Here is a 25627-nt window from a genome sequence, read left to right on the forward strand (position 1 = left end):
GGGGCGCGCCGTCGTCCGAGCGACTCGGGATCTGCGCTCGGTCACGCCGTTGTCGGCGTGGAGCGGGGTCAGAGCCGGGGTACGACGTCGTCGGCCTCGCCGGTGGAGGAGGTTTCCTCGGGGCGGACGCGTGAACTCGTGAAGATCTTGCACGCGAGCGCGATCAGGCACACCAGGATGAACGTGGCGATGAGCTGGAACCGCACGGCGGTGTCCAGGAGGCCCAGGATGACGATCGCGGCCAACAGGGCCAGGGCGAAGTAGGACAGCCACGGGAAGGCCCACATCTTCAGCGGCGAGGACACCCCGGCGCGGTCGGCGCGCTTGCGCAGGATGATCTGGGAGATCAGCGCCAGGGCCCAGACCACCAGGCACGTGGAGCCGATCACGTTGAGCATGACGTTGAGCACCGTCTCGGGCCACAGGTAGTTGAGCACCACGGCGATGAAGCCGAAGAGCACCGAGATCGTGACGGCGAGGCGGGGAACCCCGCGCGAGGAGGTGGCCGCGAGCCCACGCGGTGCGGATCCCCGGCGCGCGAGGGAGTAGAGCATGCGCGAACTGCCATACACGTTCGCGTTGAGCGCGGACAGCAGCGCCAGGATGATGACGATGTTCATCAGGACGTTCGCACCGGGGATCCCCACCTCCGTGAGGACCGCGACGAACGGGCTGGAGGAGAGGCCCTCATTGTTCCACGGCAGCACCAGCACCATGACGGTCACGGAGCCCACGTAAAAGATCAGGATGCGGATCAGGATGGTGCGGATCGCGCGGGCCACGTTGGTCTGCGGGTCCTCCGTCTCGGCGGCGGCGATAGTCACGAGCTCGGTGCCGCCGAACGCGAAGACGACCACCAGCAGTGCGGCCGCAACCCCCGTGATGCCGTTGGGCATGAACCCGCCGTGCTCCGTGAGGTTGGACAGCCCCGGGCTCGGAGCGGGCAGCACACCGATCAGCAACAGCACACCCACGACCAGGAACGCCACGACCGCGGCGACCTTGAGCAGCGCGAACCAGAACTCCGTCTCACCCAGCGTGCCCACGCGCACCAGGTTGATGACCGTGAACACGGCCATGAAAATCAACGCCCACAACCACTGGGGCAGCGAGGGCCACATCTCGGTCACGAGCTGCGCGGCGGCGGTGGCCTCCGCGGCCACGACCACCACGATCTGGGCCCACCACAACCACCCGAGGGCGCGACCGATCGTGGGCCCCATGGCCTTGCCCGCGTAGGTCGAGAACGCGCCGGAGGACGGATCCGCGGCGGCCATCTCGCCCAGTGCGCGCATCACGAGCACGAGCAGCAGACACGCCACGAGGTAGGAAATCAATACGGCGGGCCCGGCGGTCTGGATCGCCGCGCCCGTCCCCACGAACAGGCCGGTGCCGATGGCCGAACCGAGCGCCATCATCACCAGGTGGCGCGGCTTGAGGTAACTCCCCTGTGGCGGTTGCGACGGCGCGTGCGGCGAGTGCTCGCGGGATCCCCCGTGGATCACGCTGGCCGAACCGCGTGCGCCGGTGGGACCGTCATGGGGTGGGCGGGGTGCAGTCATGGGAGAGAACATTACCCGTCCGCACGGGCACCGGTGGTGGCCGTCCGTCATCCTGCGCACGGCAGACGGGACCGGACGGGGCTACTCTGGGGCTGCCGCGGCCGATGTGTTCGGCGCGGTGATTCGCCGAGCCGACAACGGCCCCGCCGATGGGGACACCGTGCAACCCCCGAATCCTGGGTTCCGCCTGTGGGTACCCTGCATCCATGCGCAATCTTCTGAAGGACCATCGACGGGTCCCTCCCGCTCGCAAGCCCCCGATCTACCTGATCTCGTGGGCGGGCTACCCGAATTTCGGGGACGAGCTGATTGCGGCCACCTGGGTCAATTACCTGGCCAAGGTGGCACCCACCACGGACGTGTGGCTGGACGTCCGCGAACCGGGGACCGTCACCGCCCTGCTGCGCGGCATCCATCCACGACTGCATGTGGTCAATACGGTCTTCCGCGCTCTGCACGACGTGGAACACGGCTCGGGGCGCTCGATGCGCAGCTTGATCGAGGATCTGGGGTCCCCGAAGTACGACGCGGGATTGCTCGCCCTGCGCGAAGCGAGCACCGTGCACCTGCTGGGCGGCGGGGTGCTGCACCGGGACTGGGCCGCCAACCTGCACATCGTCGAGGCGATGCGCGCGGTCCGGGACATCTCGGGGGCGCGGTTGTTCGCCACGGGTCAGGGGCTGATGCCCTTCGCGGGGGACCCGCTCACGGACCTGGACCACCTCAGCGTGCGGGACCGCCCCAGCGCCCAGGCCGCCGGAGTGCCCGTGGGGTTCGACGACGCTTTCCTCCTCGCGGAGGACGCCCGCCACGCACGGGCCCTTGGGCTCCTGTCCGGGCACAAGGGGGATGGGTCGTCCGCTCGCACCGAAGGTACGGACGCCCCGAGCGAGGTGGTGGTGTGCGTGCAGTCGGACACCCTGGCGGAGGGGTCCTTCGAACGGATGCTGGACTTCGCCGGGGCGCAATTGCGGCGGTGGGATCTACCCCGGGAATCTGTGCGCTACCTCGAGGCCATCCCCGGGGACGATCATGAGGGCTTCGACCGGCTGCGGGATCTCGTGGCCCCGGACGGGTTCATCCCGTTCCAGGCCGCATGGGACGGGGATTTCACGTTCGGGCCGCACCAGGTGTGGCTGACCACCCGTTTCCATCACCACCTGGTCGCGGCGCTGCACGGGGCCAGGGGTGTCGCGCTCAGCGGCAAACCCGGGTACTACGACGTCAAGCACCAGTCCGTGATCGAGGTCGGCTCCAACTGGTCGCTGGTCCATGCCGGGCAGACCTCGGAGCCTGTGGCCCTGGAAGAACTGACGGCGCCCGCGGGCTTCGCCGAGGCGGTGCGCGCCAAGCGGGACGAGGCGAAGCAGCTCTACGGCCGGTAGGGCAAAAGGCCTGACCCGGACACGGCGAGGGCCCCGTGACATCCACACTGTGGCTGCCACGGGGCCCTCGCCGTTGCGGAGGATCAACCGATGTGGTGAACCCCGCTGGGAGCGACTACTTCTGCTGGTCGTAGCGGAAGAGGAACGCCGCCATCTGATCGCGCCTCACGGGCTCGTAGGGGCGGAAGGTCCCGTCCGACCAACCACGGGCGATGTTCTGCCCGTTCATCCAGGCGATCTCCTTGTAGAAGACGCGGTTGGGGGGCACGTCCTTGAAGGGGGAGGCCTTTGGAGCGGTATACGCCGGGGATCCGGCCATCCGGTAAAAGAACGCGGCCATCTGGTCGCGGTTGATCTGCTGGTACGGGCGGAAGGTCCCGTCCGGCCACCCCTTGGTGATGCCCTGCTCGCTCATCCAGGCGATCTCCTTGTAGAAGACGTGGCTGGTGGGCACGTCCTTGAAGGGGGACTTGGTGGGAGGCGTGTACTGCGGCGAACCGGCCATCCGGTAGAGGAACGCGGCCATCTGGTCACGGTTCACGGCCTGGGCGGGGCGGAACGTCCCGTCCGGCCAACCGCGGGTGATGCCCTTGTTGGCCAGCCAGGAGATCTCCGAGTAGAACACGTGGTTCTTGGGAACGTCCTTGAACATCGGGTTCTGGGTCTCGGGGGCCTTCGCCGCGGACTGGAAGGTCTTGACCTCGGCCTTGGCGCCGTCCTGACCCGCGCGGATACCGGAGAGGTCCCCGGTGGCGTTGTGCAGGTGCAGGAACAGGGCCTCGCCCTTGGCGCTCTCCGAACCGCGGTGCGCGGTCAGCTTCTTACCGGGCAGATCGGTGAACAGCGACGTGTTGACCTGTTCCCCGCGGAAGGAGATCTTCGGGGTGACCGGGCTGTACTCGATCACGCCCGTGCGGTCCACGGGGCCGTCGATGCTCCCGGAAAAAGTGGTCACCTGGTAGGTCAGCTTGGTGTCGGTCTTGGTGGGATCGATACCCAGCTTCGCGGCGCTGACCGGCATCACCATGGCGTTGGTGTCGAACGTGTTGGTGTCTACGTCACCCCAGGAACCGTTCAGCGGCTGGCTGTCGATCACCGTGAGTTCACCGTTGACGTAGCCGTACAGGTTCACCACCGGGTAGTCCAGACCATCCGTCCGGCCCAGGGCCGCGATGTAGTTGGGGCGACCGTTGCCGGTGGTGTCTATCGCGATCTCCGTGGAGACGTCCGGCTTGATCGTGCTCGCGTTGCCCCAGCTGGAGACACCGAAGTTGATCATGCCGTCCTTGCTCACGTCCTTCTTCTCGGCCTTCAGTTGCGGGAGGTTCGAGGAAGCGCCCACGTACTGCAGATCGGCGAACTGGGAGTTGCCGCCGGCCAGCTTGGTGGAATCCAGGCGGCCCGACTTGGCGCCCAACTCGAAAGCCCCCAGGGCCGACTGCCAGCCGCCCTGGTCCAGGCCGGTGCCGGCGAGGGCGACGGCGCTCGTGCCGTTCTTGTCCCACCGGTCCAGCGTGGCGTTGTCCACCCGCATGTCGGCCGCCGGCTTCGGGGCGATCGACATGGGGACGCGCAGGTCCTGGCCGTTCTCCGTCAGGACCAGGCGGCCGGATTCGGAGGCCAGGAACTGACGGGCGAAGCCCAGCTGGGTCACGGCCTCGGAGGGGTCGTGGGTCTTGGCCAGCTGCGCGCGATCCACGGTGGCGGTCACCTTGACGGTGGCCTTGCCGCCCTTGGCCACACTGACCGAGCCCGGCGTGGAGAAGCTCACGCCCGGGACGTCGGTGGAAGCGTCGAAGCGCACCTGGTACGTGTGCGCCGCGCCGCTGGTGTTGTCCACGACCAGCTCACGGGAGAAGGTCTCCTTGCCGTTCTTGATCTCGGTGACCCCGAAGGTCGAGGAGATCAGGGCAGGATTGGCCTTGTCGTAGACCAGCACATCCTGGTTCACGGCGCGCAGTGCGTCCACACGACCCGAACCCACGCGGTCCACCGCGGAGGTGGCCCCGTTCGCGGCGTGCACGTCGTGCACGGCCGAGTTCATGATGGCGGCCTTGATCATCTGGGGGTTGTAGTTCTGGTGCTTCTGCTGCACCAGGGCGGCGATCCCGGCCACGTGCGGGGTGGCCATGGAGGTGCCGGTCTTGACCGACACGCCGTTGCCCGCGGCCACACCGGCGGAACCGATGTTGGTGCCGGGTGCGGCGACGTCGGGCTTGATGACCCCGTTGCTGCCGTGCTGACCGCGGGAGGTCGAATCGTTGACCTGGTCCTTCTGGCCGGTCTGCGCCCTGGCGGCACCGATCCACTCCGGGGCTAGCTTGACCCGGGCCCCGCCGGCCTGGGCGGCCGGCTTGATCTTGGCGATGGATTCCTTGCTCATCAACAGACCCGGGACGCCGGCGTTGCCCGCGATGCTCGTGGGATCCACCGAGTAGTCGGACTCCAGGACCACGCCCTTGCCGCCGGCGGCCTGGACGTTGTCGAAGCGGACCTTGGAGCCGCACGGGAAGCCGGCCTTGTCCTCCCAGTCGAGCATGACCCACTTGCCGCCGAAGTCCTGCGAGAAGGGAGTGCAGCCGAAACGGTTGTCCTGCGGGCCGACCACGACGTCGCCCTGGAGCTGTTCGGGCTTGGCATCGCTGTAGTTGAAGCTCCCGCTGTAGGAGCCGGTCAGTTCACCCTGGGCGCTGTCAGGCGAGAGGCCCTCGGCCTTGTCCTGCGCGGCGGTGCTGCCCTGGGAGTTGGCCACGGTCAATGCGGAACGCGCGCTGCCCGGGGAGCCGGAGATCTCGTGGGCGTCCCCGGCGTTGCCCGCGGCGATGACCGAGAGGATGCCCTGGCGGGACAGCGCGTCGATCAGGTCGTTCTGGGGGTCGTCGGCCGGGCCGAAGTCGGACCCGAGGGACATGTTGATGATGTCCGCCTTGTCCGAGAAGTCCCCGTCCATGTTGGGGTCCAGGGAACGGTCCAGGGCGTCGAGGACCAGGTTGGTGGAACCCTCACAGCCGAAGACGCGCAGCCCGATCAGTTGCGCCTCGGGCGCGGTGCCCGGGCCGATCCGCATCTTGCCGATCTGCTCCTGCGTCAGCTTGGTGAAATCGCCCTTGTAGGTCTTGCCGTCCGCGCCCACGCCGTAGCCCGCGGTAGTGCCCGCCACGTGCGTTCCGTGGCCGCCGGCCTCGCAGTCCAGCGGGTTGTTGTCCGGCTTCGGGACGCTGGTGGGAATCTGGGCGTCGTAGGCGTCGCCCGCGAGGTCGTACCCGCCGAGGAACTTCTTGGAGTCGTACAGACCCGAGTCCTTGCCCGGCAGGTCGTTCGAGGCCTTGGCCTTCTTGTAGGCGTCGACGGTGCCCGGACCACCGAAGTCGGCGTGGGTGTAGTCGATGCCCGAGTCGATGATGGCGACCTTGACGCCCTTACCGGTCTGGCCGGTTTGGGTCCAGGCGTTGAGGGTGTTGGTGTCCAGCACGGAACCCGCGTTGTTGCGGTAGGCGGGGACGATCTTGGAGATCTTGACCACGTCGGAGCGCTTGCTCAGCTCACGCAACTGCGCGGCATCTCCCTTGAGGGCGACTCCGCGCAGGGCGTTGGATGTGGTGTACAGCAGGTCGGACCCGGAGGCGGAGCTCAGGGTGGAACCCATGCTCTCCACCGACTGGCGGATGGCCCGCACCCGCGCGGCGGCCTGGACCGGGTCCTGGCTCCCGGAGCGCACGCCCTCGGGTTGCGTGGCCTCGAAGGCACTCGGTCCCTGCAGCTGCACGAAGACCGCCACCTGGCCCTCGGCATCCTTGAGATCCGAGCCGATCAGCCGGTCGGGGTTCTGGGTGTTGTGGTCGTCCGTCTTGGGCGCCGGGGTGATGTCGACGGCGCTCGCCGGCAGCGCCGTGCCCAGGGCCAGTGCCAGGCCCAGGGCGGTCGTGAGGCAGGCCTTGGCGGCTCTGCCACGACCAGCCCTTGTCTCGTGGTTCATGTCTCGTCCTTTGACATTCGGGGGATGTCGTGAGGTGCATCGCAATGACCCAAGCCTGCGTGCGCCCTACCGAAAAGTAAAGGTTTCATCAAAATATTCTGTGCTCTCACCAGTCGCGATGTCCGTGGCGTGTCGGACGCCGGATTCGCGCCGTGACCGGGGTGGGCGGACGAGAGCGGCGGTGGTGGGCGTCACCGTTAGAATTGGTTGGTACGTGCCCCGCGCGTACTCCTCAACCGTTGTCGTGCCGAATGGGTGCAAGCCCGGGCAGGAGTAGCCAGCTATGCCAGCAATCGTGATCGTCGGAGCCCAGTGGGGCGATGAGGGCAAGGGCAAGGCCACGGATCTCCTGGGTGGCCGGGTGGACTACGTGGTCAAGCCCAACGGCGGCAACAACGCCGGGCACACCGTGGTGGTGGGCGGTGAGAAGTTCGAGCTCAAGCTCCTTCCCGCGGGCATCCTCAGCCCCAACGCCACCTCTGTGATCGGCAACGGCGTGGTGATCAACCCCCAGGCCCTGTTCGAGGAGATCGACGGCCTCGAGGCCCGCGGCGCGGACACGTCCCACCTGCGGATCTCCGCCAACGCGCACCTCGTGGCCCCGTACCACCAGACGCTGGACCAGGTCACCGAGCGATTCCTGGGCAAGCGCGCGATCGGTACCACGGGCCGCGGGATCGGTCCCACGTACATGGACAAGGTGGGCCGCCTGGGCATCCGCGTGCAGGACGTGCTGGACGAGTCCATCCTGCGGCAGAAGATCGAGGGCGCGCTACGCCAGAAGAACGAGCTGCTCGTCAAGCTCTACAACCGCCGCGCGTTCGAGGTGGATGAGATCGCGGAGTACTTCCTGGGCTTCGCCGAGCGCCTCGCGCCCATGATCGTGGACTCCACGCGAGTGCTCAACGAGGCCCTGGACCGCGACGAAGTGGTGCTCATGGAGGGCGGCCAGGCCACGTTCCTGGACGTGGACCACGGCACCTACCCGTTCGTGACGTCGTCGAACCCCACCGCGGGCGGCGCGTCCGTGGGCTCGGGCGTGGGCCCCACGCGCATCACCCGGGTGATCGGCATCCAGAAGGCGTACACCACGCGCGTGGGCGCCGGTCCGTTCCCCACCGAGCTCTTCGACGAGATGGGCGAGCAGCTGCGCAAGACCGGCGGCGAGTTCGGCGTCAACACGGGCCGGCCGCGCCGCACCGGCTGGTACGACGCCGTCATGGCCCGCCAGGCCGCGCGGATCAACGGCTTCACGGACTTGTTCATCACCAAGCTGGACGTGCTCACCGGGCTGCGTGAGATCCCGGTGTGCGTGGCCTACGAGGTGGACGGTCAGCGCTTCGACGAGATGCCCATGACCCAGTCCGACTTCCACCACGCCCAGCCCGTGTACGAGAACTTCCCGGGCTGGACCGAGGACATCACCGGGGCCCGCACCCTGGGGGACCTCCCCGCCAACGCCCGCGCATACGTCGAGGCATTGGAGAAGATGTCCGGGTGCCGGATCTCCGCGATCGGTGTGGGCCCGGACCGGGACGACACCATCGTGATGCGGGACCTGATCGCGGACTGACGCCCCGATTCCCACCCGCGGACACAACGACGCCGCTCCAAGCCTTGGAGCGGCGTCGTCGTGTCATCCGTGGGGCACGGTCGGATCAGTGCTGCGAGACGTCTGCGGTGAGCAGGTCCACGGGCTTGTCCTTGGTCACGACCTTGTGCCCGAGCCACAGGGCCAGGAACACGGGCAGGCCCAGGTACGAGGACAGCAGGCCCAGGGCGTTGACCTCCCCGGACGTGATCAGGCTGTAGCCCTGACCCAGGATCACCACGGCACACATGATGAGCGCGACCACGGGGCCGATGGGGAAGAACCGGGCACGGTAGGTGAGGTTCTTGGGATCCCCGCCCTGCAGGACGTAGGCCCTGCGGAACCGGTAGTGGCTCCACGCGATCCCCATCCACACGATGAAACCGGCCAGGCCGGAGGCGTTGATGAGCCACACGTACGCCTGACCCTCACCGATCAGGGTGGTCAGGAAGCAGAACATGCCGATCAGCGTGGTGGCCAGCAGTGCGAGCATCGGGACACCGCGGCGGTTGACCCGGGCCAGGAACCGGGGAGCCTTCCCGCCCTTCGCGAGCGCGTAGAGCATACGGGTGGAGGCGTACAGCCCCGAGTTGCCCGCGGAGAGGATGGCGGTGAGGATCACGGCGTTCATCACGCTCGCCGCGGCCAAGACACCGGCGTGCTCGAACACCAGGGTGAACGGGGAGATGGAGACGTCCTCCACGTCGCTCGCGAGCAGGTGGGGATCGGTGTAGGGGATCAGGAAACCGATCACGGCGATCGCACCGATGTAGAAGAGCAGGATGCGCAGGAAGACCGTGCGGATGGCCTTGGGAACGGTCTCGCGGGGGTTGTCGGCCTCGCCGGCCGCGACACCCACGAGCTCGGTGCCCTGGAAGGAGAACCCCGCGACCATGAAGATGGCCATGATGCCGGTGAAGCCGTTGACGAAGGGCGCCTCGCCGGCGGTCCAGTTGTGGAACCCGGGGGACGGGCCGCCCAGGATGCCCAGGATCATCAGGACACCCAGGACCAGGAAGATCACCACGGTGATCACCTTGACCAGGGAGAACCAGAACTCACTCTCGCCGTACGCGCGAGCGCTGAGGGCGTTGAGGGAGAAGAGGATCACCAGGAACAGTGCGGACCAGATCCACGCGGGGACGTCCGGGAACCAGTAGCGCATCACCAGCGCGGCCGCCACGAGTTCCGCGGCCACGGTGATCGCCCAGTTGTACCAGTAGTTCCACCCGATCGCGAAGCCGAAGGAGCGGCTGATGTAGCGGGTGGAGTACTCCTCGAACGAGCCCGCCACGGGCAGGTGCGTGGCCATCTCGCCCAGGGACTGCATGAGCAGGAACACCATGAACCCGATCGCAGCGTAGGCGACGAGCGCCCCGCCGGGACCCGCGGTGTTGATGGAGTTGCCGGAGGCCACGAACAGACCGGTGCCGATCGCCCCGCCCATCGCGATCATGGTCAGGTGACGCGACTTGAGGGTGCGGCGCAGCGAGCCGTCGGGCGCGACGTCCTGGCCGGTGGGCCGTGGATCGGGGCGGTGGGATGCGTGTGGATCGGGCGGCGTGGCCGCCGTCGAGATGTTTCCCCCACCGGACGAAGATGAAGACACAGGGTTCTCCCGTAGTTGTGATGGTCCGGCGCCGCAGCGGATCGCGGCGGCTGAGGGACATTATGCGCGGCATCGCAGCACACGTGGGGATCCCCACGCAAGGGTCCACCGAAGTGGCCACAAATTCTCAGAAGACGATCACCGTGATGATTCCTAGGACGCCCAGCACCAGACACGTCCCGGAGGTCACGACCACGGCCACCAGGTCCGGCGTGATCCGCTCCCCGGCGATTCCCACGGATTCCCGCCGATAACGCATGCGTTGTGTGGCATAGATCCCTCCGGAGAGGCACAACGCCACGGTGAACAACGAGAGCACGAACGCGCCGTGGGCCGGGAGCCACTTCAGGTAGATCGCTGCGGCGGTGCACAGTGCCAGCATGGTCCGGCCCCAGGACAGCACGGTGCGCTCGGGTTGCAGTCCCGGATCTTCGTGCGTGCGCACGCCCGGCGGGGTGATGGAACTCATCGGGTCAGCACCACGACCACGAGCACCCCGGAGGCGATCGCGCCCCCTACCGCCACGAGCGGGACGATCAGCGGCAGGGGCAGGGGAGCCTTGTGCCGCATGGAACGTTCCACGCGCAGCCACCGCAGTGCGGCTCCGGCACTGAGGAACATACCCAGCACCAGCAGGACCAGGGCCAGGAACTTGCGCACCGCGATGTCGAAGATGTCCCCGGTGAACGCCTCGATGGCGATGCCCCCGGCCAAGAAGGCCAGGGACGTGCGGATCCAGGCGAGGAACGTGCGTTCGTTTGCCAGCGTGAAGCGGGGGTCCGGTTCCGTCCCGCCGCGCAGGACACGGTGGCTGATCGATCCACGACGCCGCTCGGCCGGGTCTTCGGGGTGGCTCACGGTTCTCCTTCGTCTGGGCTCTCCGTACGCGCCTCTCGGTGCAGAAGCAGGATCCTGAGGTGATGGTATGCGCTCGGGGGCCGGAAGCGGCGTCGTGGGCGGGGGGGCGCACCCTTGTCCGCTCGTGCCGCGCACGAGAAGATGGTCGCACTCGCAGACCACTGGCGTAGGGAGAACAGGTCATGAGCACGAGCAACCACCCGGGCAGTGGCACCTCGCCCCACGAGGAAGGAACCCGGTACTCGGGGACCGAGTACCACCGCGACACGCGGCCCCTGTCCGTGTCGGCCGATACCCACCGCCCCTACGCGCAGCCCGCAGGACAGTGGCACTACGTCCCCGCCGGACCGGAGGACGCCCAGCGGCAACAGCAGGCGAGCTCCAGCTCGGAGACGTCACTCGTGCTGGGCATCCTGGGAGTCACCGTCCTGCCGATCCTCGCACCGTTCGCCCTGTGGCAGGCCACGAAGGCTGAGAAACTCGGCGGCAGGGCGACCGCGGGCAAAGTCCTGGGCTGGGTCGGTGTGGTGCTGCTGATCCTGATGGTGCTGTGGTTCGTGTTCTTCTTCGCGATCTGGGGATTCGCGATGAACGAGTTCATGCAGCAATCCCGCTCGAGCGTCTGAGACGCGCAGGAGCCCCGCCGGTCCGACCGGCGGGGCTCCTGTCCACGTAGCTCGAGGGCGCTACCAGATGGCCACGCGTTCCTCCTCCGGCAGCCACATGCCGTCCGAGTCCTGGACGTCGAACGCCTCGTAGAACGCGTCCACGTTGCGCGGGGTCTGGCCGGCACGGAACTCGGCGGGAGAATGCGGATCCGTGGCGATGCGTGTTTTTAGCGCCTCGTCCCGGGACTTCTCCTGCCACACGTAGGCCCAGGAGATGAACAGCCGCTGCGCGGGGGTGTACCCGTCGACGCTCTCGCTGTCCGGACGGTCCTTCTTCTCCTGCGCGGTCTTCCATGCCTTGTAGGCAATGGACAAGCCGCCCAGGTCTCCGATGTTCTCACCCAGGGTGAGTTCGCCGTTGACGTGCGGAGCGGCGTCGTCGTCCGCGAACTGCGCGGGGGACAGCGCCGCGTACTGGCCCACGAGACGGGCCGTGCGCTGCTCGAACGCCGCGCGGTCCTCGTCCGTCCACCAGTTGCGCAGCTTGCCCTCGCCGTCGCACGTGGAACCCTTGTCGTCGAAGCCGTGACCGATCTCGTGACCGATCACCGAGCCGATGGCCCCGTAGTTCACGGCGTCGTCCGCGTCCTCGTTGAAGAAGGGGGGCTGCAGGATGGCCGCGGGGAACACGATCTCGTTGCGCAGCGGGTGGTAGTACGCGTTGACCGTCTGCGGGGTCATGAGCCATTCGTGCTTCTCCACCGGCTTGCCGGCCTTGCGCGCGAGCTCGTCCACCGCGAACTGGGCGGTGCGCACTACGTTGCCCACCAGGTCGTCCCCGCGCACCAGCAGGCCCGAGTAGTCCTTCCACTTCTCCGGGTAGCCGATCTTGGGAGTGAATCCGGAGAGCTTCTTGAGCGCCTCGGCCCGGGTGTCTTCCGTCATCCAGTCCAGGTGCTCGATCGAGTCGCGGTACGCCTCCAGCAGGTTCGCCACGAGCTCGTCCATGCGTGCCTTGGCGGACGGCGAGAAGTTCTCGGCGACGTACAGTTCGCCCACGGCCTCACCCAGGGCGCCGTTGACCAGCCCGACGCCGCGCTTCCAGCGTTCGCGCAACTGCGGCGTCCCGGAGAGCACGGTCCCGTAGAACGAGAAGTTCTGGTCCACGAAGGCCTGCGGCAGGTACGCGGCGCGGGCGGAGACCACGTGCCAGCGGGCCCAGGACTTCCACGCGTCCAGCAGGTCGTCGGTGAGCAGCTCGTCCAGGCCCGTGAAGAAGCTGGGCTGGGCGTTGATCACGGTGCTCAGGTGCTCCGGGGTGAGCCCCATGCCCTCGAGCACGGCGTCCCAGTCCAGGCGGGACACCTGGTCCGTGAGTTCCGCGAACCCCATGGGGTTGTACATCTTGGTGAGGTCCCGCACCGTGACCTTGTCCCAGTGCTGCGCGGCGATGCGCGTCTCCAGCTCCATGACCGCCTGCGCCTGTTCAGCGGCGTCCTCGAATCCGGCCAGTTCGAGCATCTTCGCCACGTGCGCCACGTACTTCTCGCGGATCTCGGCGTACTGCTCCTCGCGGTAGTACTCCTCGTCCGGCAGCCCCAACCCGGACTGGCCCACGAACACGAGGTTGCGCTGCGGGTCCCCGGGGTCCGAGTCCAGGTCGATGTCCAGCGCCGCCCCGATCCCCCGGCGCATGGCCGTACCGAACCACTTGGACAGCGCACGTGGGGAGTCGATCGCGGCCACGGCGTCCAGGTCCTCGCGCAGCGGCTCGGCGCCGAGCTCCTCGATCCGGTCCGTGTCCATGAAGGACGCGTACAGCAGCGCGATCTTGGTCTCGGCGCTCTGCCCCGCCGGGTTCGACGCCGCTGCGCCGCCCTCCGCGCTTGCGCCCGTGATGATCTCGCGCACCGCCTGCTCGGCCTGATCCCGCAGTTCGATGAACGCCCCGGTGCTGGCCTTGTCGTCCGGGATCCGGGCCTCCTTCAGCCATGAACCGTTGACGTGGCGGAAGAGGTCGTCCTGCGGGCGGACCGAGCGGTCGAAGGCATCGAGGTCAAACACGGAAGTGGTCATGAGCCCCACGGTACTGAGCGGCGGTGGGGCGGGTCGCACCGGGGCTCGGCCTGTTCCCGCAGGGCGGAACCGTACGGCGTCGTGACCCCGGGGGCGGGACGGTCAGTCATGCGCAGAACATCTGAGGCCCGGAAATGCCATCCGAACCCGCCACCACCGGCCTTTTGGGGACTCAGATGTACCGGCCGGATTGGCGGCTCTTCACAGATGAGGGTGTAGCTGTGGTGCGACCTGGGGCGGCGCGTCGGTGTCGGGGTGAGGGTCGAGGTCTTCCGATGATGGGAGTTCTCACACAACCCGTCCGGAAGACCTCGACGTGCCTGACGCTACCTTCACGCGCCCTGACCTGACTACCTTCACCCGCCTCGACGGCCTCGGTCTGGAGGTCACCGGCCAGCTGCTCGAGCCTGACCGGTCCGTGCTGGCGTGCCGGGTCGTGGAGCCGGACGACTGGTGCAGGCGGTGCGGCTGCCAGGGCGTGCCCCGTGACACGGTGAGCAGGGAGTTGGCGCACGAGCCGTTCGGGTGGCGCCCTACCACGCTGGTGCTCACCGTGCGCCGCTACCGCTGCAAGGAGTGCTCGCACGTGTGGCGTCAGGACACCACCGCTGCGGCGCCGCCGCGGGCCAAGATCTCCCGCGCCGGCCTGCGGTGGGGTCTGGTCGGGATCGTCGTCGGCCACCTGTCGATGGCCCGAGTTGCCGAAGGACTGGGCGTGGCGTGGAACACCGCCAACGACGCGGTCCTGGCTGAGGGCCGGCGTCTGCTCATCAAGGACCCGACCCGCCTGGACGGTGTCAAGGTCGTCGGGGTCGATGAGCACGTGTGGCGGCACACCCGGCGCGGTGACAAGTACGTCACCGTGATCATCGACCTCACCCCGGTCCGGGACGGCACCGGGCCCTCACGCCTGCTGGACGTGGTCGAAGGTCGGTCGAAGAAGGCGTTCAAGGACTGGCTGGCCGAGCGGGACCAGGCTTGGCGCGATGGGATCGAGGTCGTGGCCATGGATGGGTTCGCGGGCTTCAAGACCGCCACCACCGAGGAGCTGCCGGACGCCGTCACGGTTATGGATCCCTTCCACGTCATCCGGTTGGCCGGGGACGCTCTCGATGAGTACCGCCGCCGAGTCCAGCAGGAACTGCACGGACACCGCGGACGCAAGGGCGACCCGCTCTACACCGCGCGGCGGACCCTGCACACCGGGGCTGACCTGCTCACCGACCGCCAGCACGAGCGCCTTGACAAGCTCTTCGCTGGGGACCGGCACGTGCAAGTCGAGTGCACCTGGGGGATCTACCAGCGCATGATCTCCGCCTACCGTCACCCCGACCGGGCAGCCGGCCGCGTCGAGATGAGCTCCGTGATCGACGCCCTCGCCGACAGTGTGCCTGAGGCGTTGGTAGAACTGCGCAAGCTCGGCCGCACCCTGACCAGACGCGCCTGCGACGTCCTGGCCTACTTCGACCGGCCGCGCACGAGCAACGGACCTACCGAAGCCGTGAACGGTCGCCTCGAGCACCTGCGTGGCCTGGCCCTCGGCTTCCGCAACCTCACCAACTACATCGCCAGATCGCTCCTGGAGACCGGCGGGTTCAGGCCGCGACTACACCCTGGATCCTGAAGAGCCCTCAATGGTTGGAACACCGAAGCGGAAGGGCTGCATTAGAGGAATTAATGGTCGATTTTGCTGGGCGTACAGGCAGGGTTCCCATCAGACAGGCGAGAGCGTCCATTCCTGGCTCTTCACAATTCGGGGTGTAGGTGTGGTCTGAATCCGCCGGTCTCCAGGAGCGATCTGGCGATGTAGTTGGTGAGGTTGCGGAAGCCGAGGGCCAGGCCACGCAGGTGCTCGAGGCGACCGTTCACGGCTTCGGTAGGTCCGTTGCTCGTGCGTGGCCGGTCGAAGTAGGCCAGGACGTCGCAGGCGCGTCTGGTCAGGGTGCGGCCGAGCTTGCGCAGTTCTACCAACGCCTCAGGCACACTGTCGGCGAGGGCGTCGATCACGGAGCTCATCTCGACGCGGCCGGCTGCCCGGTCGGGGTGACGGTAGGCGGAGATCATGCGCTGGTAGATCCCCCAGGTGCACTCGACTTGCACGTGCCGGTCCCCAGCGAAGAGCTTGTCAAGGCGCTCGTGCTGGCGGTCGGTGAGCAGGTCAGCCCCGGTGTGCAGGGTCCGCCGCGCGGTGTAGAGCGGGTCGCCCTTGCGTCCGCGGTGTCCGTGCAGTTCCTGCTGGACTCGGCGGCGGTACTCATCGAGAGCGTCCCCGGCCAACCGGATGACGTGGAAGGGATCCATAACCGTGACGGCGTCCGGCAGCTCCTCGGTGGTGGCGGTCTTGAAGCCCGCGAACCCATCCATGGCCACGACCTCGATCCCATCGCGCCAAGCCTGCTCCCGCTCGGCCAGCCAGTCCTTGAACGCCTTCTTCGACCGACCTTCGACCACGTCCAGCAGGCGTGAGGGCCCGGTGCCGTCCCGGACCGGGGTGAGGTCGATGATCACGGTGACGTACTTGTCACCGCGCCGGGTGTGCCGCCACACGTGCTCATCGACCCCGACGACCTTGACACCGTCCAGGCGGGTCGGGTCCTTGATGAGCAGACGCCGGCCCTCAGCCAGGACCGCGTCGTTGGCGGTGTTCCACGCCACGCCCAGTCCTTCGGCAACTCGGGCCATCGACAGGTGGCCGACGACGATCCCGACCAGACCCCACCGCAGGCCGGCGCGGGAGATCTTGGCCCGCGGCGGCGCCGCAGCGGTGGTGTCCTGACGCCACACGTGCGAGCACTCCTTGCAGCGGTAGCGGCGCACGGTGAGCACCAGCGTGGTAGGGCGCCACCCGAACGGCTCGTGCGCCAACTCCCTGCTCACCGTGTCACGGGGCACGCCCTGGCAGCCGCACCGCCTGCACCAGTCGTCCGGCTCCACGACCCGGCACGCCAGCACGGACCGGTCAGGCTCGAGCAGCTGGCCGGTGACCTCCAGACCGAGGCCGTCGAGGCGGGTGAAGGTAGTCAGGTCAGGGCGCGTGAAGGTAGCGTCAGGCACGTCGAGGTCTTCCGGACGGGTTGTGTGAGAACTCCCATCACCGGAAGACCTCGACCCTCACCCCGACACCGACGCGCCGCCCCAGGTCGCACCACAGCTACACCCTCATCTGTGAAGAGCCCCATTCCTGCGGGGGCTACCCAGTTCTCGGTGACGGGGTAACTCTTCCAGCCGCGATCGAGAGGGCGATCGGAAGATTGTTGATCAAACGGGTAAACCCTTCACGGGAAACCGAACATGTGTCGGCGAGGGGCATTTATCACGGTCAGTCCTCTTCTTCGTCCTCGGAGGACGCGTCCGAGATCTTCTCCCCCCGGCGCTCGGCCATCAACAGTTCCCACGTGCGGATGAGGCGGGGGATGGAGATGATCACCAGGCCGCCGATCATGTTCAGCGGGATGACCCACGCGAACCACACGAACCAGTCCAGGTAGGAGTAGTCCCAACCGGCGTGCATGGCCCCGAAGATCACGATGGAGTTCAGCGCCCCGTGGAGCATGCCCAGGCCCACGACCAGCAGTCCGCCGATCAGGGAGATCACCGCGGTCATCATGTCGTTGTTCGTACCCTGCTGCATGCGGGTCATGAGGGTGATGGTGGAACCGGCCAGCAGGGCAAGACACACGGTCTCCAGCCCGATCCCGTCCGCCACGTACCCCGAGGCCACCTCCACCAGGGAGTCCGTGAAGTCGGGGAATGCCGCCACGACCACCCACATGAACACCCAACCACCCACGAGGTTGGCCAGCAGGGTCACGACCCACAGCCGCACCAGGGACCACCAGGAACCGTGCCCGGCCACCACCGCGTTGATGGGGAGCAGGAAGTCCTCGGTGAACAGCTCGGAGTGGGCCAGGCGCAACGCGAGCAGCCCCACGCCGAACGCGATGCCCGCCAGCAGTTTGGAGTCGGTGACATCCATGACCGCGAGCATGGCCATGATGCCCAGGCCCACGTCGATCCCGCCGAAGAGGCCGGTGATGATCAACGCCCGCCACGTGCGGTGCAGCCGATCCGTGCCTTCCTGGACGGTGTTCTGGAACTCCTCGACCAGTTCGTCCTCGAGGGGTTGATCGGTGCGTCCCGAGGAACGCCGCTTGGACTCGCTGTCACGCGCTGTGGGCATGGGCCTCAGCGTAGGCCACGCGAGAAGCCATCACGCGATACATCTGTGTCCCGAAAAAACACGGACAGGCGCTTCCCGTGGTCTTTCCGGGGCACAGATCTACTCACTGCGTCGGAGCAGCCGCCCAGGTATGCGCAGCGAAGGCCGACGGCGTCCCTACTCACCGCGGCCCGGCTGCGGCCCAAGCGCTCAGCCCCGTCCCGTGAACTCCGGCTTGCGCTTCTGCTGGAAGGCCGCGAAGCCCTCCTTGTAGTCGTCCGTGGCGCACAGGGCCGCCTGGGCCTTGTTCTCCGCGGCCATGGACTCCCACAACCCCACGCGGTTGTCCCGCACCTGGGCCACGAGTTCCTTGGACGCCAGGTAGGACTGCGTGGCACCGCGGGCCACCTTCGACACCCGCTGCATGGTGAACTCCATGAGCTCCTCCGCCGGCACGGCTCGGGAGAACAGTCCCGCCGCCACGGCCTCAGCGCCGGTCATCATCTCGGCGGTGTAGATCAGGTCCAGGGTGCGGTGGGGGCCCAGTCGTTCGGTGAACAGGGCGTGCCCGCCCGAGTCCAGCGTGGCCCCCAGGTTGGCGAACGGGGATCCGATGGTCGCGTCCTGCGCCACGTACACCACGTCCGTGGCAATCGCGAGCCCCAACCCCACGCCCAAGCACGCGCCCTGCACCGCGGCGAACGTGGGCGCGGGGAACCGGGACATCTGCTGCAGCAGCGGTTGCACCTTGCCGGTGAGGTAGCCGTCGGTGTCGTCACTCGCCGGGTCTACGGCGGAGATGTCCCGGCCCGCGCAAAACGCACGCCCCTCGCCACTCAGCGCGAGCGCTCGCACGCCGGCCCGCTCGGCCTCGGTGTATGCGGCGGCGAGATCGTCCAGCGCGGCCTCGTCCAGCGAGTTGAGCTTCTTGGGCGCGTCGAGCACCACGCGGGCGATCGCGTCCTCGATCGTCAGGTCGATCATGGGGTTCTCCTTGCGGTTCGGGGTTCCTGTGCGCCCCGTGGGGCGAGCGGGCAGGTACGACGACGACGCCGCGCGGTCCCGGCGCGGCGTCGTCGGCGGAGTGCATGGGACTCAGGCGTCGAAGTCCACACTCAACCGGTCGGACGTGGGGCGCGTCTGGCAGGTAAGGACGTACCCGGCGTCCAGCTCGTCCTTCTCGAGCGCGAAGTTCTCCTCCATCTCGAACTCGCCGGAGGTGACCTTGGCGCGGCACGTGCCGCACACCCCGCCGGCGCACGCGAAGGGGACGTCCGGGCGCACGCGCAGGGCGGCGTTGAGAACGGTCTCCGCGGCGGACGTGGGAGACTTCACCTGGGCGGAGGTGCCGTCCAGGGTGAAGACGATCTCGTAGTTCTCGCCCTTGGGGTCCGCCTTGACCACGCGGCCCTGCTGGCCTTGCGGTGTGGTGGGCTTGCCGGTGGTGAACAGCTCGTAGCGCACGCGGGACTCGTCCACGCCGCGCTCCTTCAGGACGTCCCGGCACAGCTGCACGAGCTCGAAGGGCCCGCACAGGAACCACTCGTCCGTGGAGTCCACCTGGACCACGTGGTCCAGCAGCTCCTCGAGCTTGTCGTGGTCGATCCGCCCGGACATCAGCGGGGAGATCCGCTGCTCGCGGGAGAGCACGTGGTGCACGGCCAGGCGGGCGGGGTACTTGTCCTTGAGGTCGCCCAGCTCCGCCGCGAACATCACGTCCATGGACGAGCGGTTGGCGTAGATGACGTCCATCGCGGCGGTGTCGGAGGCGCGCAGCAGCGCGCGGGCGATCGCCATGATGGGCGTGATCCCGGACCCGGCGGCGAACGCCACCAGGTGCACGTTGCGCTTCTTGGCCACCTCCCGCTCGGCGAGCTTCTCGGGGTCGTTCATGGAGGTGATGTTGACCTTGGAGGTGAACGCGCCCTGCGGGTTCATCACGTCGAGGGTGTCCCCGGCGGCGAGCTGCTCGTTCGCCCACGTGGAGAACACGCCGCCCATGTCCTTCTTGATGGCCACACGGATCTCACCCGGGGTGGGGTCCGCGCAGATCGAGTAGGAGCGGCGCACCTCGTGGCCGTTGATCTGGGCCCGGATGGCCACGTACTGGCCCGGGAGGTAGTCGTAGTCCGCCACGAGGTCCTCGGGGACCTCGAACGTGACCTCCACGGCGTCGGAGGTCAGCTTGCGCACCTCGGAGACCGCGAGGGTGTTGAACGTGGCGCGGCGCTTGCCGTCACCCGCGCTGGCCTCGGTGGCTTCCTCCACGGCGGAGGTGTCCGGCGTTTCGCTCATGATCAGTGCACCTTGAAGTAGTCGAAGGGTTCTTTGCAGTCGTTGCACACCCACAGGGCCTTGCAGGACGTGGACCCGAAACGGGTCATTTCGCGGGTGTCCAGGGAACTGCAGTGCGGGCACTTCACGGCCAGGCTCAGTCGCACCGGTCCGGAGTTGTGCCCGGCGGCGGTGCGCCCGGTGGGCGGGGCGATGCCGTACTCGCGCAGCTTGGCCTGGCCCGCGGTGGACATCCAGTCGGTGGTCCACGCCGGGCGCAGCACCTGCACCACGCGCACGTCCTCGTAGCCGGCGGCGGTGACCGCGGCTTCGAGATCCGCGGCCATGGTGTCCATGGCGGGGCAGCCCGAGTAGGTGGGGGTGATGACGACGACGTTCTCGTTCTCCCGCGCCACGGCGTCCCGCAGCACCCCGAGGTCCTCGAGCGTGAGCACGGGGATCTCGGGGTCGCACACCGTGGCGGCGACGTCCCACAGGGCGGCGTCGCGCGCATCGCCCGGGCGCCGGGACGGCCCCAGGGGGACCTCCCGGGGCGCCACGCCGCCCGTGGGTGGCAGCGAGCGGGGCGGAACGCGGGAGAACACGGTGCTCACCACGTGGCGCCGGGATGCTGGCGGGCGAGCCACTGCATCTCAGCGAGGATGTACCCGCGGTACTCGGAGTAGGAGCCGTCACGCGGTGCGGCGGAGAGTCGGGCCTGGGCCACGTTCGGGACATCGAGCTCGGCCTCCGCCAGCAGGGCGGTGACGCGGTCCATGGTCCGCTCGCGCAGGCTGGAGGGCCGCACGGCGATGCCCTCGAGCTCGTCGTGCAGGGGCTCGTCCGCGAACAGCTCGTCCAGGTAGGGCCACATGTAGTAGAGGCCCTCCTGGATGCGCCGCTTGGACTCCTCGGTTCCGAGGCCCAGGCGCAGCATCCACTGGGCGGCGTGGTCCTGGTGGTACTCGACCTCCTTCAGCGCCTTGTCCGCGATCGCGGCCAGGGTCTGGTCCGTGGAGGACTGCAGCGCCGAGTAGAGCTCGTACTGGTAGAAGGAGAACAGCAGCTGACGCGCGATGGTCTGACCGAAGTCCCCGTTCTCCTGCTCCACGAGGCGCACGGAGCGGAACTCCTCCTCGTTCCGGAAGTAGGCCAGCTCGTCCTCGGTCTTGCCCCACGCGGAACCCGCGTAGGTCAGCAGGAACCGCGCGTGCCCGATCAGGTCCAGCGCGATGTTGCCGAGCGCGATGTCCTCTTCGAGCTCGGGCGCCCGCGAGATCCACCAGCCGAGCCGCTGGGACAGCATGAGGGCGTCGTCGCCCAGGCGCAGCGCGTACCGGGCGACCGCCTCGGACGCCTTGCCGCCGGTCTCGGCGATCTCCTCGGCGGTGATCGCGTCCCCCGCGGACTGCTTGGTCGCGGAGTCGTGGGAAGCGAACGCGCTCACAGGTGCTTCACCCCTTCGCTCTTGGTGTAGTACGTGGCGTGGCGGTAGCTCTTGCCCTGCGCGGACTCGAAGTACCCGCCCTTGGAATCGGGGTCCGACGCCGTGATGGCGTCCGCGGGCACCACCCACACGCTCGTGCCCTCGTTGCGCCGGGTGTACAGGTCACGCGCGTTACGCACGGCCATGGTGGCGTCCGGGGCGTGCAGGGATCCGGCATGCACGTGGGACAGCCCGCGTGACGAGCGCACGAAGACCTCCCACAGGGGCCAATTACCGTTCTGGTTCTCGCTCATGCTCACGCTCCGATCAGTTCTGCGGAGCCGCGGCCCGCCATGACGGTGGTCTGGTCCTGCGTGTCCTCGGACGACGCCGCGGCTTCGCGCGCCTGGCGCTCGGCGTAGGCCTGCGCGGCCTCGCGCACCCACGTACCGTTCGCGTGGGCCTCACGACGGCGCTTCATGCGCTGGACGTTGCACGGCCCGGAGCCCTTGATCACGGACATGAACTCGTTCCAGTCCAGCTGGCCGTAGTCGTAGTGGCCGCGGGCCTCGTTCCACTTCAGGTCCGGGTCCGGCAGGGTCAGGCCGAGAGCCTCGGCCTGCGGAACGATCATGTCCACGAAGCGCTGGCGCAGCTCGTCGTTGGAGAAGCGCTTGATGTTCCACTGCATGGACTGCTGCGAGTTGGGGGAGTCGGCGTCCGGGGGGCCGAACATCTGCAGGGCGGGGCCATAGAAGCGGTTCACGGCCTCCTGGGCCATCCGCTTCTGCGCCTCGGTGCCGTGGGAGAGCTCGTAGAGGATCTCCCAGCCCTGGCGCTGGTGGAAGGACTCCTCCTTGCAGATGCGCACCATCGCGCGGCCGTACGGGCCGTAGGAGGCGCGGCACAGCGGCACCTGATTGCAGATCGCGGCGCCGTCCACGAGCCAGCCGATCGCGCCCATGTCCGCCCAGGTGCGGGCCGGGTAGTTGAAGATCGAGGAGTACTTGGCCTTGCCGCTCAGCAGCTGCTCGTTGAGCACGGAGCGCGGGGTGCCCAGGGTCTCCGCCGCGGAGTAGAGGTACAGCCCGTGGCCGGCCTCGTCCTGGACCTTGGCCATCAGCACGGCCTTGCGCTTGAGGCTCGGGGCGCGGGTGATCCAGTTGGCCTCCGGCTGCATGCCAATGATCTCGGAGTGCGCGTGCTGGGAGACCTGGCGGGTCAGGCTCTTCCGGTAGGCCTCCGGCATCCAGTCCCGGGGTTCCACGCGGGAGTCCTCGCTGAGGAGGTGCTCGAAGTGCTGCTGCTCGGCGGTGGGCTCCGCCTGGTCCGCAGAGGTGGTCTGCTCAGTCATGGTGTGTGTCCTCGATTCGCGGGTGAGATGGGAGCGGAGGATGAACTCTGTACGCTGCCGACAATAATAACTGACCGCTCGTTCAGAATATAGGCCCCCGGTGTGGTCGTCAACACATTTCGGGGGGCTGTTCCGCGCTCGCGGGAGGCCTCACGGGGCTCGCGTCATGCACGGATTTTTGTTGACACGGGTCACATTTCTGCGATTACATACTGACCGATCGTTCGAATAATCTGAGGAGCGCCCGTGCCACATCATCCTGTTCTGACGGGGGACCGTGCATCCGAATGGCTCGGGATCACGGTGGAACGAGCCGACCCCGGGCACAGCGTCATCACCATGCCCGTGCGCGAGGAGATGCTCAACGGCTTCGGCGTCGTGCACGGCGGGATGATCTTCGCGCTCGCGGACTCGTGCTTCGCCATGACGTGCAACGACCCGGAACCGGACGGCACCTCCATGATCGTGGCCCAGGGCGTGGACATCAACTTCCTCAGCTCGGCCCACCCGGGCCAGACCCTCGTCGCGGAGGGTCGCCAGATCGCCACCACCGGGCGCAGCGGCCTGTGCGACATCACCGTCTCCACCCAGGACGGGGACGTCGTCGCCCAGTTCCGCGGCCGCAGCCGCACCGTGCCCCTTCGCCAGAAAGCGTGAACCCATGACGTCGTGCTCCGTGCCCAGCCCGTACCACCCCGTGGCCTCCGGGGACTCCTCCCAGCCGGATCCCGAGGAGCTGATGAGCCGGGACCAGATCGAGGCGCTGCAGACGGAGCGCCTGAACTGGACCCTGCACTACGCGTACGAGAACGTGCCCGCCTACCAGGAGCTCTTCGACGAGCACGGGGTGCACCCGGATGACTTCCGGGAGCTCGAGGACCTCGCGAAGTTCCCTTACACGGACAAGGAATTCCTGCGCAAGGCCTACCCGTTCACGTCCTTCGCCACGCCCATGTCCGAGATCCGACGCATCCACGCGTCGTCGGGCACCACCGGGCAGCCCACCGTGGTGGCCTACACGGAGGAGGACCTGCAGACGTGGGGGGCCCTCGTGGCACGCTGCTTCCGGCTCTCGGGAATGAAGCCCGGGGACAAGGTGCACAACGCGTACGGTTACGGGCTGTTCACCGGCGGGCTGGGCGCCCACTACGGTGCGGAGCGCCTGGGATGCGCCGTGATCCCGATGTCCGGAGGGCAGACGGAAAAGCAGGTGCAGCTCATCCGGGACTTCGAGCCGCAGGCCATCCTCTCCACCCCCACGTACCTGCTCACCATCGCGGACGGCTTCCGCAAGCTCGGTCTCGACCCGCGCGAGACCTCCCTGCGACACGCCGTACTCGGGGCGGAGCCGTGGACCGAGGAGATGCGCCACGAGATCGAGAAGACGTTCAACATCTCCGCGTGCGACATCTACGGCCTCTCCGAGGTCATGGGTCCCGGCGTGGCCGGCGAGTCCTGCGAGACGAAGGACGGTTCGCACATCTGGGAGGACCACTTCCGCCCGGAGGTCATCGACCCGTTCGACGACACCGTGCTGCCCACCGGCCGCCCCGGCGAACTCGTGTTTACCGCCCTGACCAAGCAGGCGCTGCCAATCATCCGCTACCGCACCCACGACCTCACCCGTCTGCTGCCGGGCACCGCGCGTCCGGGTCACCGGCGCATGGGCCGGATCACGGGGCGCTCGGACGACATGATCATCCTGCGCGGTGTGAACCTCTTTTCGTCCCAGATCGAGGAACTCGCGCTGAAGATCCCCGCGCTTTCCCCGCACTTCACGCTCGAGATCACCCGGCCCCACCGCATGGACCAGATGACCATCCACATCGAGCGCCGCGAGGAAGCCACCCTGGAGCAGGCCCAGGAGGGTGGCAAGAAGCTGCTGCACGACATCAAGACGAAGATCGGTTCGAGCGCCACGATCGACATCGCCGAGCCCGGGACCCTCGCACGTTCCTCGGGCAAGCTGCGCCGCGTCTACGACCACCGTGACAAGTGAGTTCCGGCGTTGCCGGGGCCCGCTGCGGCGGTGGAGCCCAGGTGACGAGCCGGTAGCCTGAGGTTCTCCGTTCCCGACAGCCCGACAGAAGGTCGAGGTCCCCGTCCATGCCCCCCGCGAGCACTCCCCCCGCCTCCGACGACGCCGCGGCGGCCCCCAAGCGAGGCCGTCCCGGGTACGACCGAGAGACCCTGCTGTCCGTGTGCGTGGACGTCTTCAACCGCTACGGCTACGACGCCACCTCCATGGGGACCCTCTCCAAGCACCTGGGGATCTCCAAGTCCGCGATCTACCACCACGTGGAGTCCAAGGAGGCGATTCTCGGCCAGGCCCTGGACCGTGCGCTGGACTCGCTGGAGGCGGTCTTCGAGTCCGTCCTGGCCTCGGACCACGGGCCGGTCAACAAGCTCGAGGCGATCCTCGACGGCTCGGTGCGGGTGCTCGTGGACCAGATGCCCTACGTGACCCTGCTGCTGCGCCTGCGTGGGAACTCGGAGATCGAGGAGGCCGCGCTGCAGCGTCGTCGCACCCTGACCCGCACGGTCGAGGACCTGGTGCGCGAGGCGCAGGAGCTGGGGGAGCTGCGCACGGACGTCTCCGGCAAGTCCGCACCGCGTCTGATGCTGGGCATGGTCAACTCGATCGTGGACTGGTACCAGCCCGGCCGCTCGGGCACAGTGGACCAGCTCACGGCGACCGTGGTGACGATGGTCTTCTCGGGCCTGCGGGCGTAGCCGGCGCTCCCTCCGC

The 25627-nt window shown here is 68.0% G+C and carries 21 protein-coding genes; 7 read left to right on the top strand and 14 right to left on the bottom strand.

All coding sequences use genetic code 11. The features are described 5' to 3' along the window. Positions 1-68 precede the first annotated feature (68 nt). Positions 69-1562 carry an amino acid permease gene (locus ACW9PK_RS06740; RefSeq protein ID WP_242670561.1) on the bottom strand — a complete coding sequence of 498 codons (1494 nt, stop codon included), beginning with the start codon at positions 1560-1562 and terminating at the stop codon, positions 69-71. 206 nt (positions 1563-1768) lie between these two features. On the opposite strand from ACW9PK_RS06740, the gene ACW9PK_RS06745 reads away from it, so the two are divergent. Next, positions 1769-2947, top strand: a complete 1179-nt coding sequence (locus ACW9PK_RS06745; RefSeq protein WP_457015375.1) for a polysaccharide pyruvyl transferase family protein — start codon at positions 1769-1771, stop codon at positions 2945-2947. Positions 2948-3062: 115 nt separating this feature from the next. Here the strand turns inward: ACW9PK_RS06745 and ACW9PK_RS06750 are convergent, their stop codons facing one another. Beyond that, a complete protein-coding gene (locus ACW9PK_RS06750; protein WP_457015376.1) occupies positions 3063-6923 on the bottom strand; it encodes a S8 family serine peptidase in 3861 nt (1286 codons plus the stop codon). A gap of 283 nt (positions 6924-7206) precedes the next feature. Between ACW9PK_RS06750 and ACW9PK_RS06755 the strand changes: the two genes are divergently transcribed. Continuing rightward, positions 7207-8496, top strand: a complete 1290-nt coding sequence (locus tag ACW9PK_RS06755) for an adenylosuccinate synthase (RefSeq protein ID WP_064846482.1) — start codon at positions 7207-7209, stop codon at positions 8494-8496. A gap of 85 nt (positions 8497-8581) precedes the next feature. Here the strand turns inward: ACW9PK_RS06755 and ACW9PK_RS06760 are convergent, their stop codons facing one another. The 3 genes from ACW9PK_RS06760 to ACW9PK_RS06770 form a co-directional block, all read right to left on the bottom strand. Next, positions 8582-10123 (bottom strand): amino acid permease, encoded by a 1542-nt coding sequence (locus ACW9PK_RS06760; RefSeq protein ID WP_085106813.1) that lies wholly within the window; start codon positions 10121-10123, stop codon positions 8582-8584. Positions 10124-10250: 127 nt separating this feature from the next. Continuing rightward, on the bottom strand, positions 10251-10592 hold the full coding sequence (locus tag ACW9PK_RS06765; RefSeq protein ID WP_085106814.1) for a DUF202 domain-containing protein: 342 nt from the start codon (positions 10590-10592) through the stop codon (positions 10251-10253). Further along, positions 10589-10981: a YidH family protein gene (locus ACW9PK_RS06770; RefSeq protein ID WP_064846485.1), complete on the bottom strand. Its 393-nt coding sequence runs from the start codon at positions 10979-10981 to the stop codon at positions 10589-10591. The genes ACW9PK_RS06765 and ACW9PK_RS06770 overlap by 4 nt, the downstream gene beginning before the upstream one ends. Before the next feature lie 182 nt (positions 10982-11163). Here ACW9PK_RS06770 and ACW9PK_RS06775 point away from each other — a divergent pair, with 182 nt between their 5' ends. Next, positions 11164-11607: a DUF4190 domain-containing protein gene (locus ACW9PK_RS06775; RefSeq protein ID WP_085106815.1), complete on the top strand. Its 444-nt coding sequence runs from the start codon at positions 11164-11166 to the stop codon at positions 11605-11607. Between the two features lie 60 nt (positions 11608-11667). Here ACW9PK_RS06775 and ACW9PK_RS06780 read toward each other — a convergent pair whose 3' ends face one another. Continuing rightward, entirely contained in the window at positions 11668-13665 is a 1998-nt protein-coding gene (locus ACW9PK_RS06780; RefSeq protein WP_457015377.1) for a M13 family metallopeptidase, read from the bottom strand. Positions 13666-13981: 316 nt separating this feature from the next. On the opposite strand from ACW9PK_RS06780, the gene ACW9PK_RS06785 reads away from it, so the two are divergent. Next, positions 13982-15289 (top strand): ISL3 family transposase, encoded by a 1308-nt coding sequence (locus ACW9PK_RS06785; RefSeq protein ID WP_457015378.1) that lies wholly within the window; start codon positions 13982-13984, stop codon positions 15287-15289. Between the two features lie 122 nt (positions 15290-15411). Here the strand turns inward: ACW9PK_RS06785 and ACW9PK_RS06790 are convergent, their stop codons facing one another. The 8 genes from ACW9PK_RS06790 to paaA form a co-directional block, all read right to left on the bottom strand. Beyond that, complete coding sequence (locus ACW9PK_RS06790) at positions 15412-16719, bottom strand: ISL3 family transposase (RefSeq protein ID WP_457015379.1); 1308 nt, start codon at positions 16717-16719, stop codon at positions 15412-15414. A 265-nt stretch (positions 16720-16984) separates the two neighbouring features. Further along, entirely contained in the window at positions 16985-17845 is an 861-nt protein-coding gene (locus ACW9PK_RS06795; RefSeq protein ID WP_368835920.1) for a formate/nitrite transporter family protein, read from the bottom strand. A 189-nt stretch (positions 17846-18034) separates the two neighbouring features. Further along, the gene (locus ACW9PK_RS06800) at positions 18035-18808 is read right to left on the bottom strand and encodes an enoyl-CoA hydratase/isomerase family protein (RefSeq protein ID WP_457015380.1); all 774 of its coding nucleotides are present in this window, start codon (positions 18806-18808) and stop codon (positions 18035-18037) included. A 111-nt stretch (positions 18809-18919) separates the two neighbouring features. After that, positions 18920-20119, bottom strand: a complete 1200-nt coding sequence (gene paaE, locus ACW9PK_RS06805; RefSeq protein WP_457015381.1) for a 1,2-phenylacetyl-CoA epoxidase subunit PaaE — start codon at positions 20117-20119, stop codon at positions 18920-18922. A 2-nt stretch (positions 20120-20121) separates the two neighbouring features. Beyond that, positions 20122-20703 (bottom strand): 1,2-phenylacetyl-CoA epoxidase subunit PaaD, encoded by a 582-nt coding sequence (gene paaD / locus ACW9PK_RS06810; protein WP_260850448.1) that lies wholly within the window; start codon positions 20701-20703, stop codon positions 20122-20124. Positions 20704-20708: 5 nt separating this feature from the next. Then, positions 20709-21545, bottom strand: coding sequence for a 1,2-phenylacetyl-CoA epoxidase subunit PaaC (gene paaC, locus ACW9PK_RS06815; RefSeq protein WP_457015382.1), 837 nt, complete (start codon positions 21543-21545; stop codon positions 20709-20711). Further along, positions 21542-21838: a 1,2-phenylacetyl-CoA epoxidase subunit PaaB gene (gene paaB, locus ACW9PK_RS06820; protein WP_012397288.1), complete on the bottom strand. Its 297-nt coding sequence runs from the start codon at positions 21836-21838 to the stop codon at positions 21542-21544. The genes paaC and paaB overlap by 4 nt, the downstream gene beginning before the upstream one ends. Positions 21839-21840: 2 nt before the next feature. Next, positions 21841-22878, bottom strand: a complete 1038-nt coding sequence (paaA, locus tag ACW9PK_RS06825; RefSeq protein WP_457015383.1) for a 1,2-phenylacetyl-CoA epoxidase subunit PaaA — start codon at positions 22876-22878, stop codon at positions 21841-21843. Between the two features lie 246 nt (positions 22879-23124). On the opposite strand from paaA, the gene ACW9PK_RS06830 reads away from it, so the two are divergent. The 3 genes from ACW9PK_RS06830 (at position 23125) to ACW9PK_RS06840 (ending at position 25611) form a co-directional block, all read left to right on the top strand. Then, the gene (locus ACW9PK_RS06830) at positions 23125-23535 is read left to right on the top strand and encodes a PaaI family thioesterase (protein WP_368844215.1); all 411 of its coding nucleotides are present in this window, start codon (positions 23125-23127) and stop codon (positions 23533-23535) included. A gap of 4 nt (positions 23536-23539) precedes the next feature. After that, positions 23540-24877, top strand: a complete 1338-nt coding sequence (locus ACW9PK_RS06835) for an AMP-binding protein (protein ID WP_368835923.1) — start codon at positions 23540-23542, stop codon at positions 24875-24877. 107 nt (positions 24878-24984) lie between these two features. Beyond that, on the top strand, positions 24985-25611 hold the full coding sequence (locus ACW9PK_RS06840; RefSeq protein ID WP_064846497.1) for a TetR/AcrR family transcriptional regulator: 627 nt from the start codon (positions 24985-24987) through the stop codon (positions 25609-25611). Positions 25612-25627: the final 16 nt, after the last annotated feature.

The sequence above is a fragment of the Kocuria sp. MNB10 genome, from assembly GCF_054073685.1.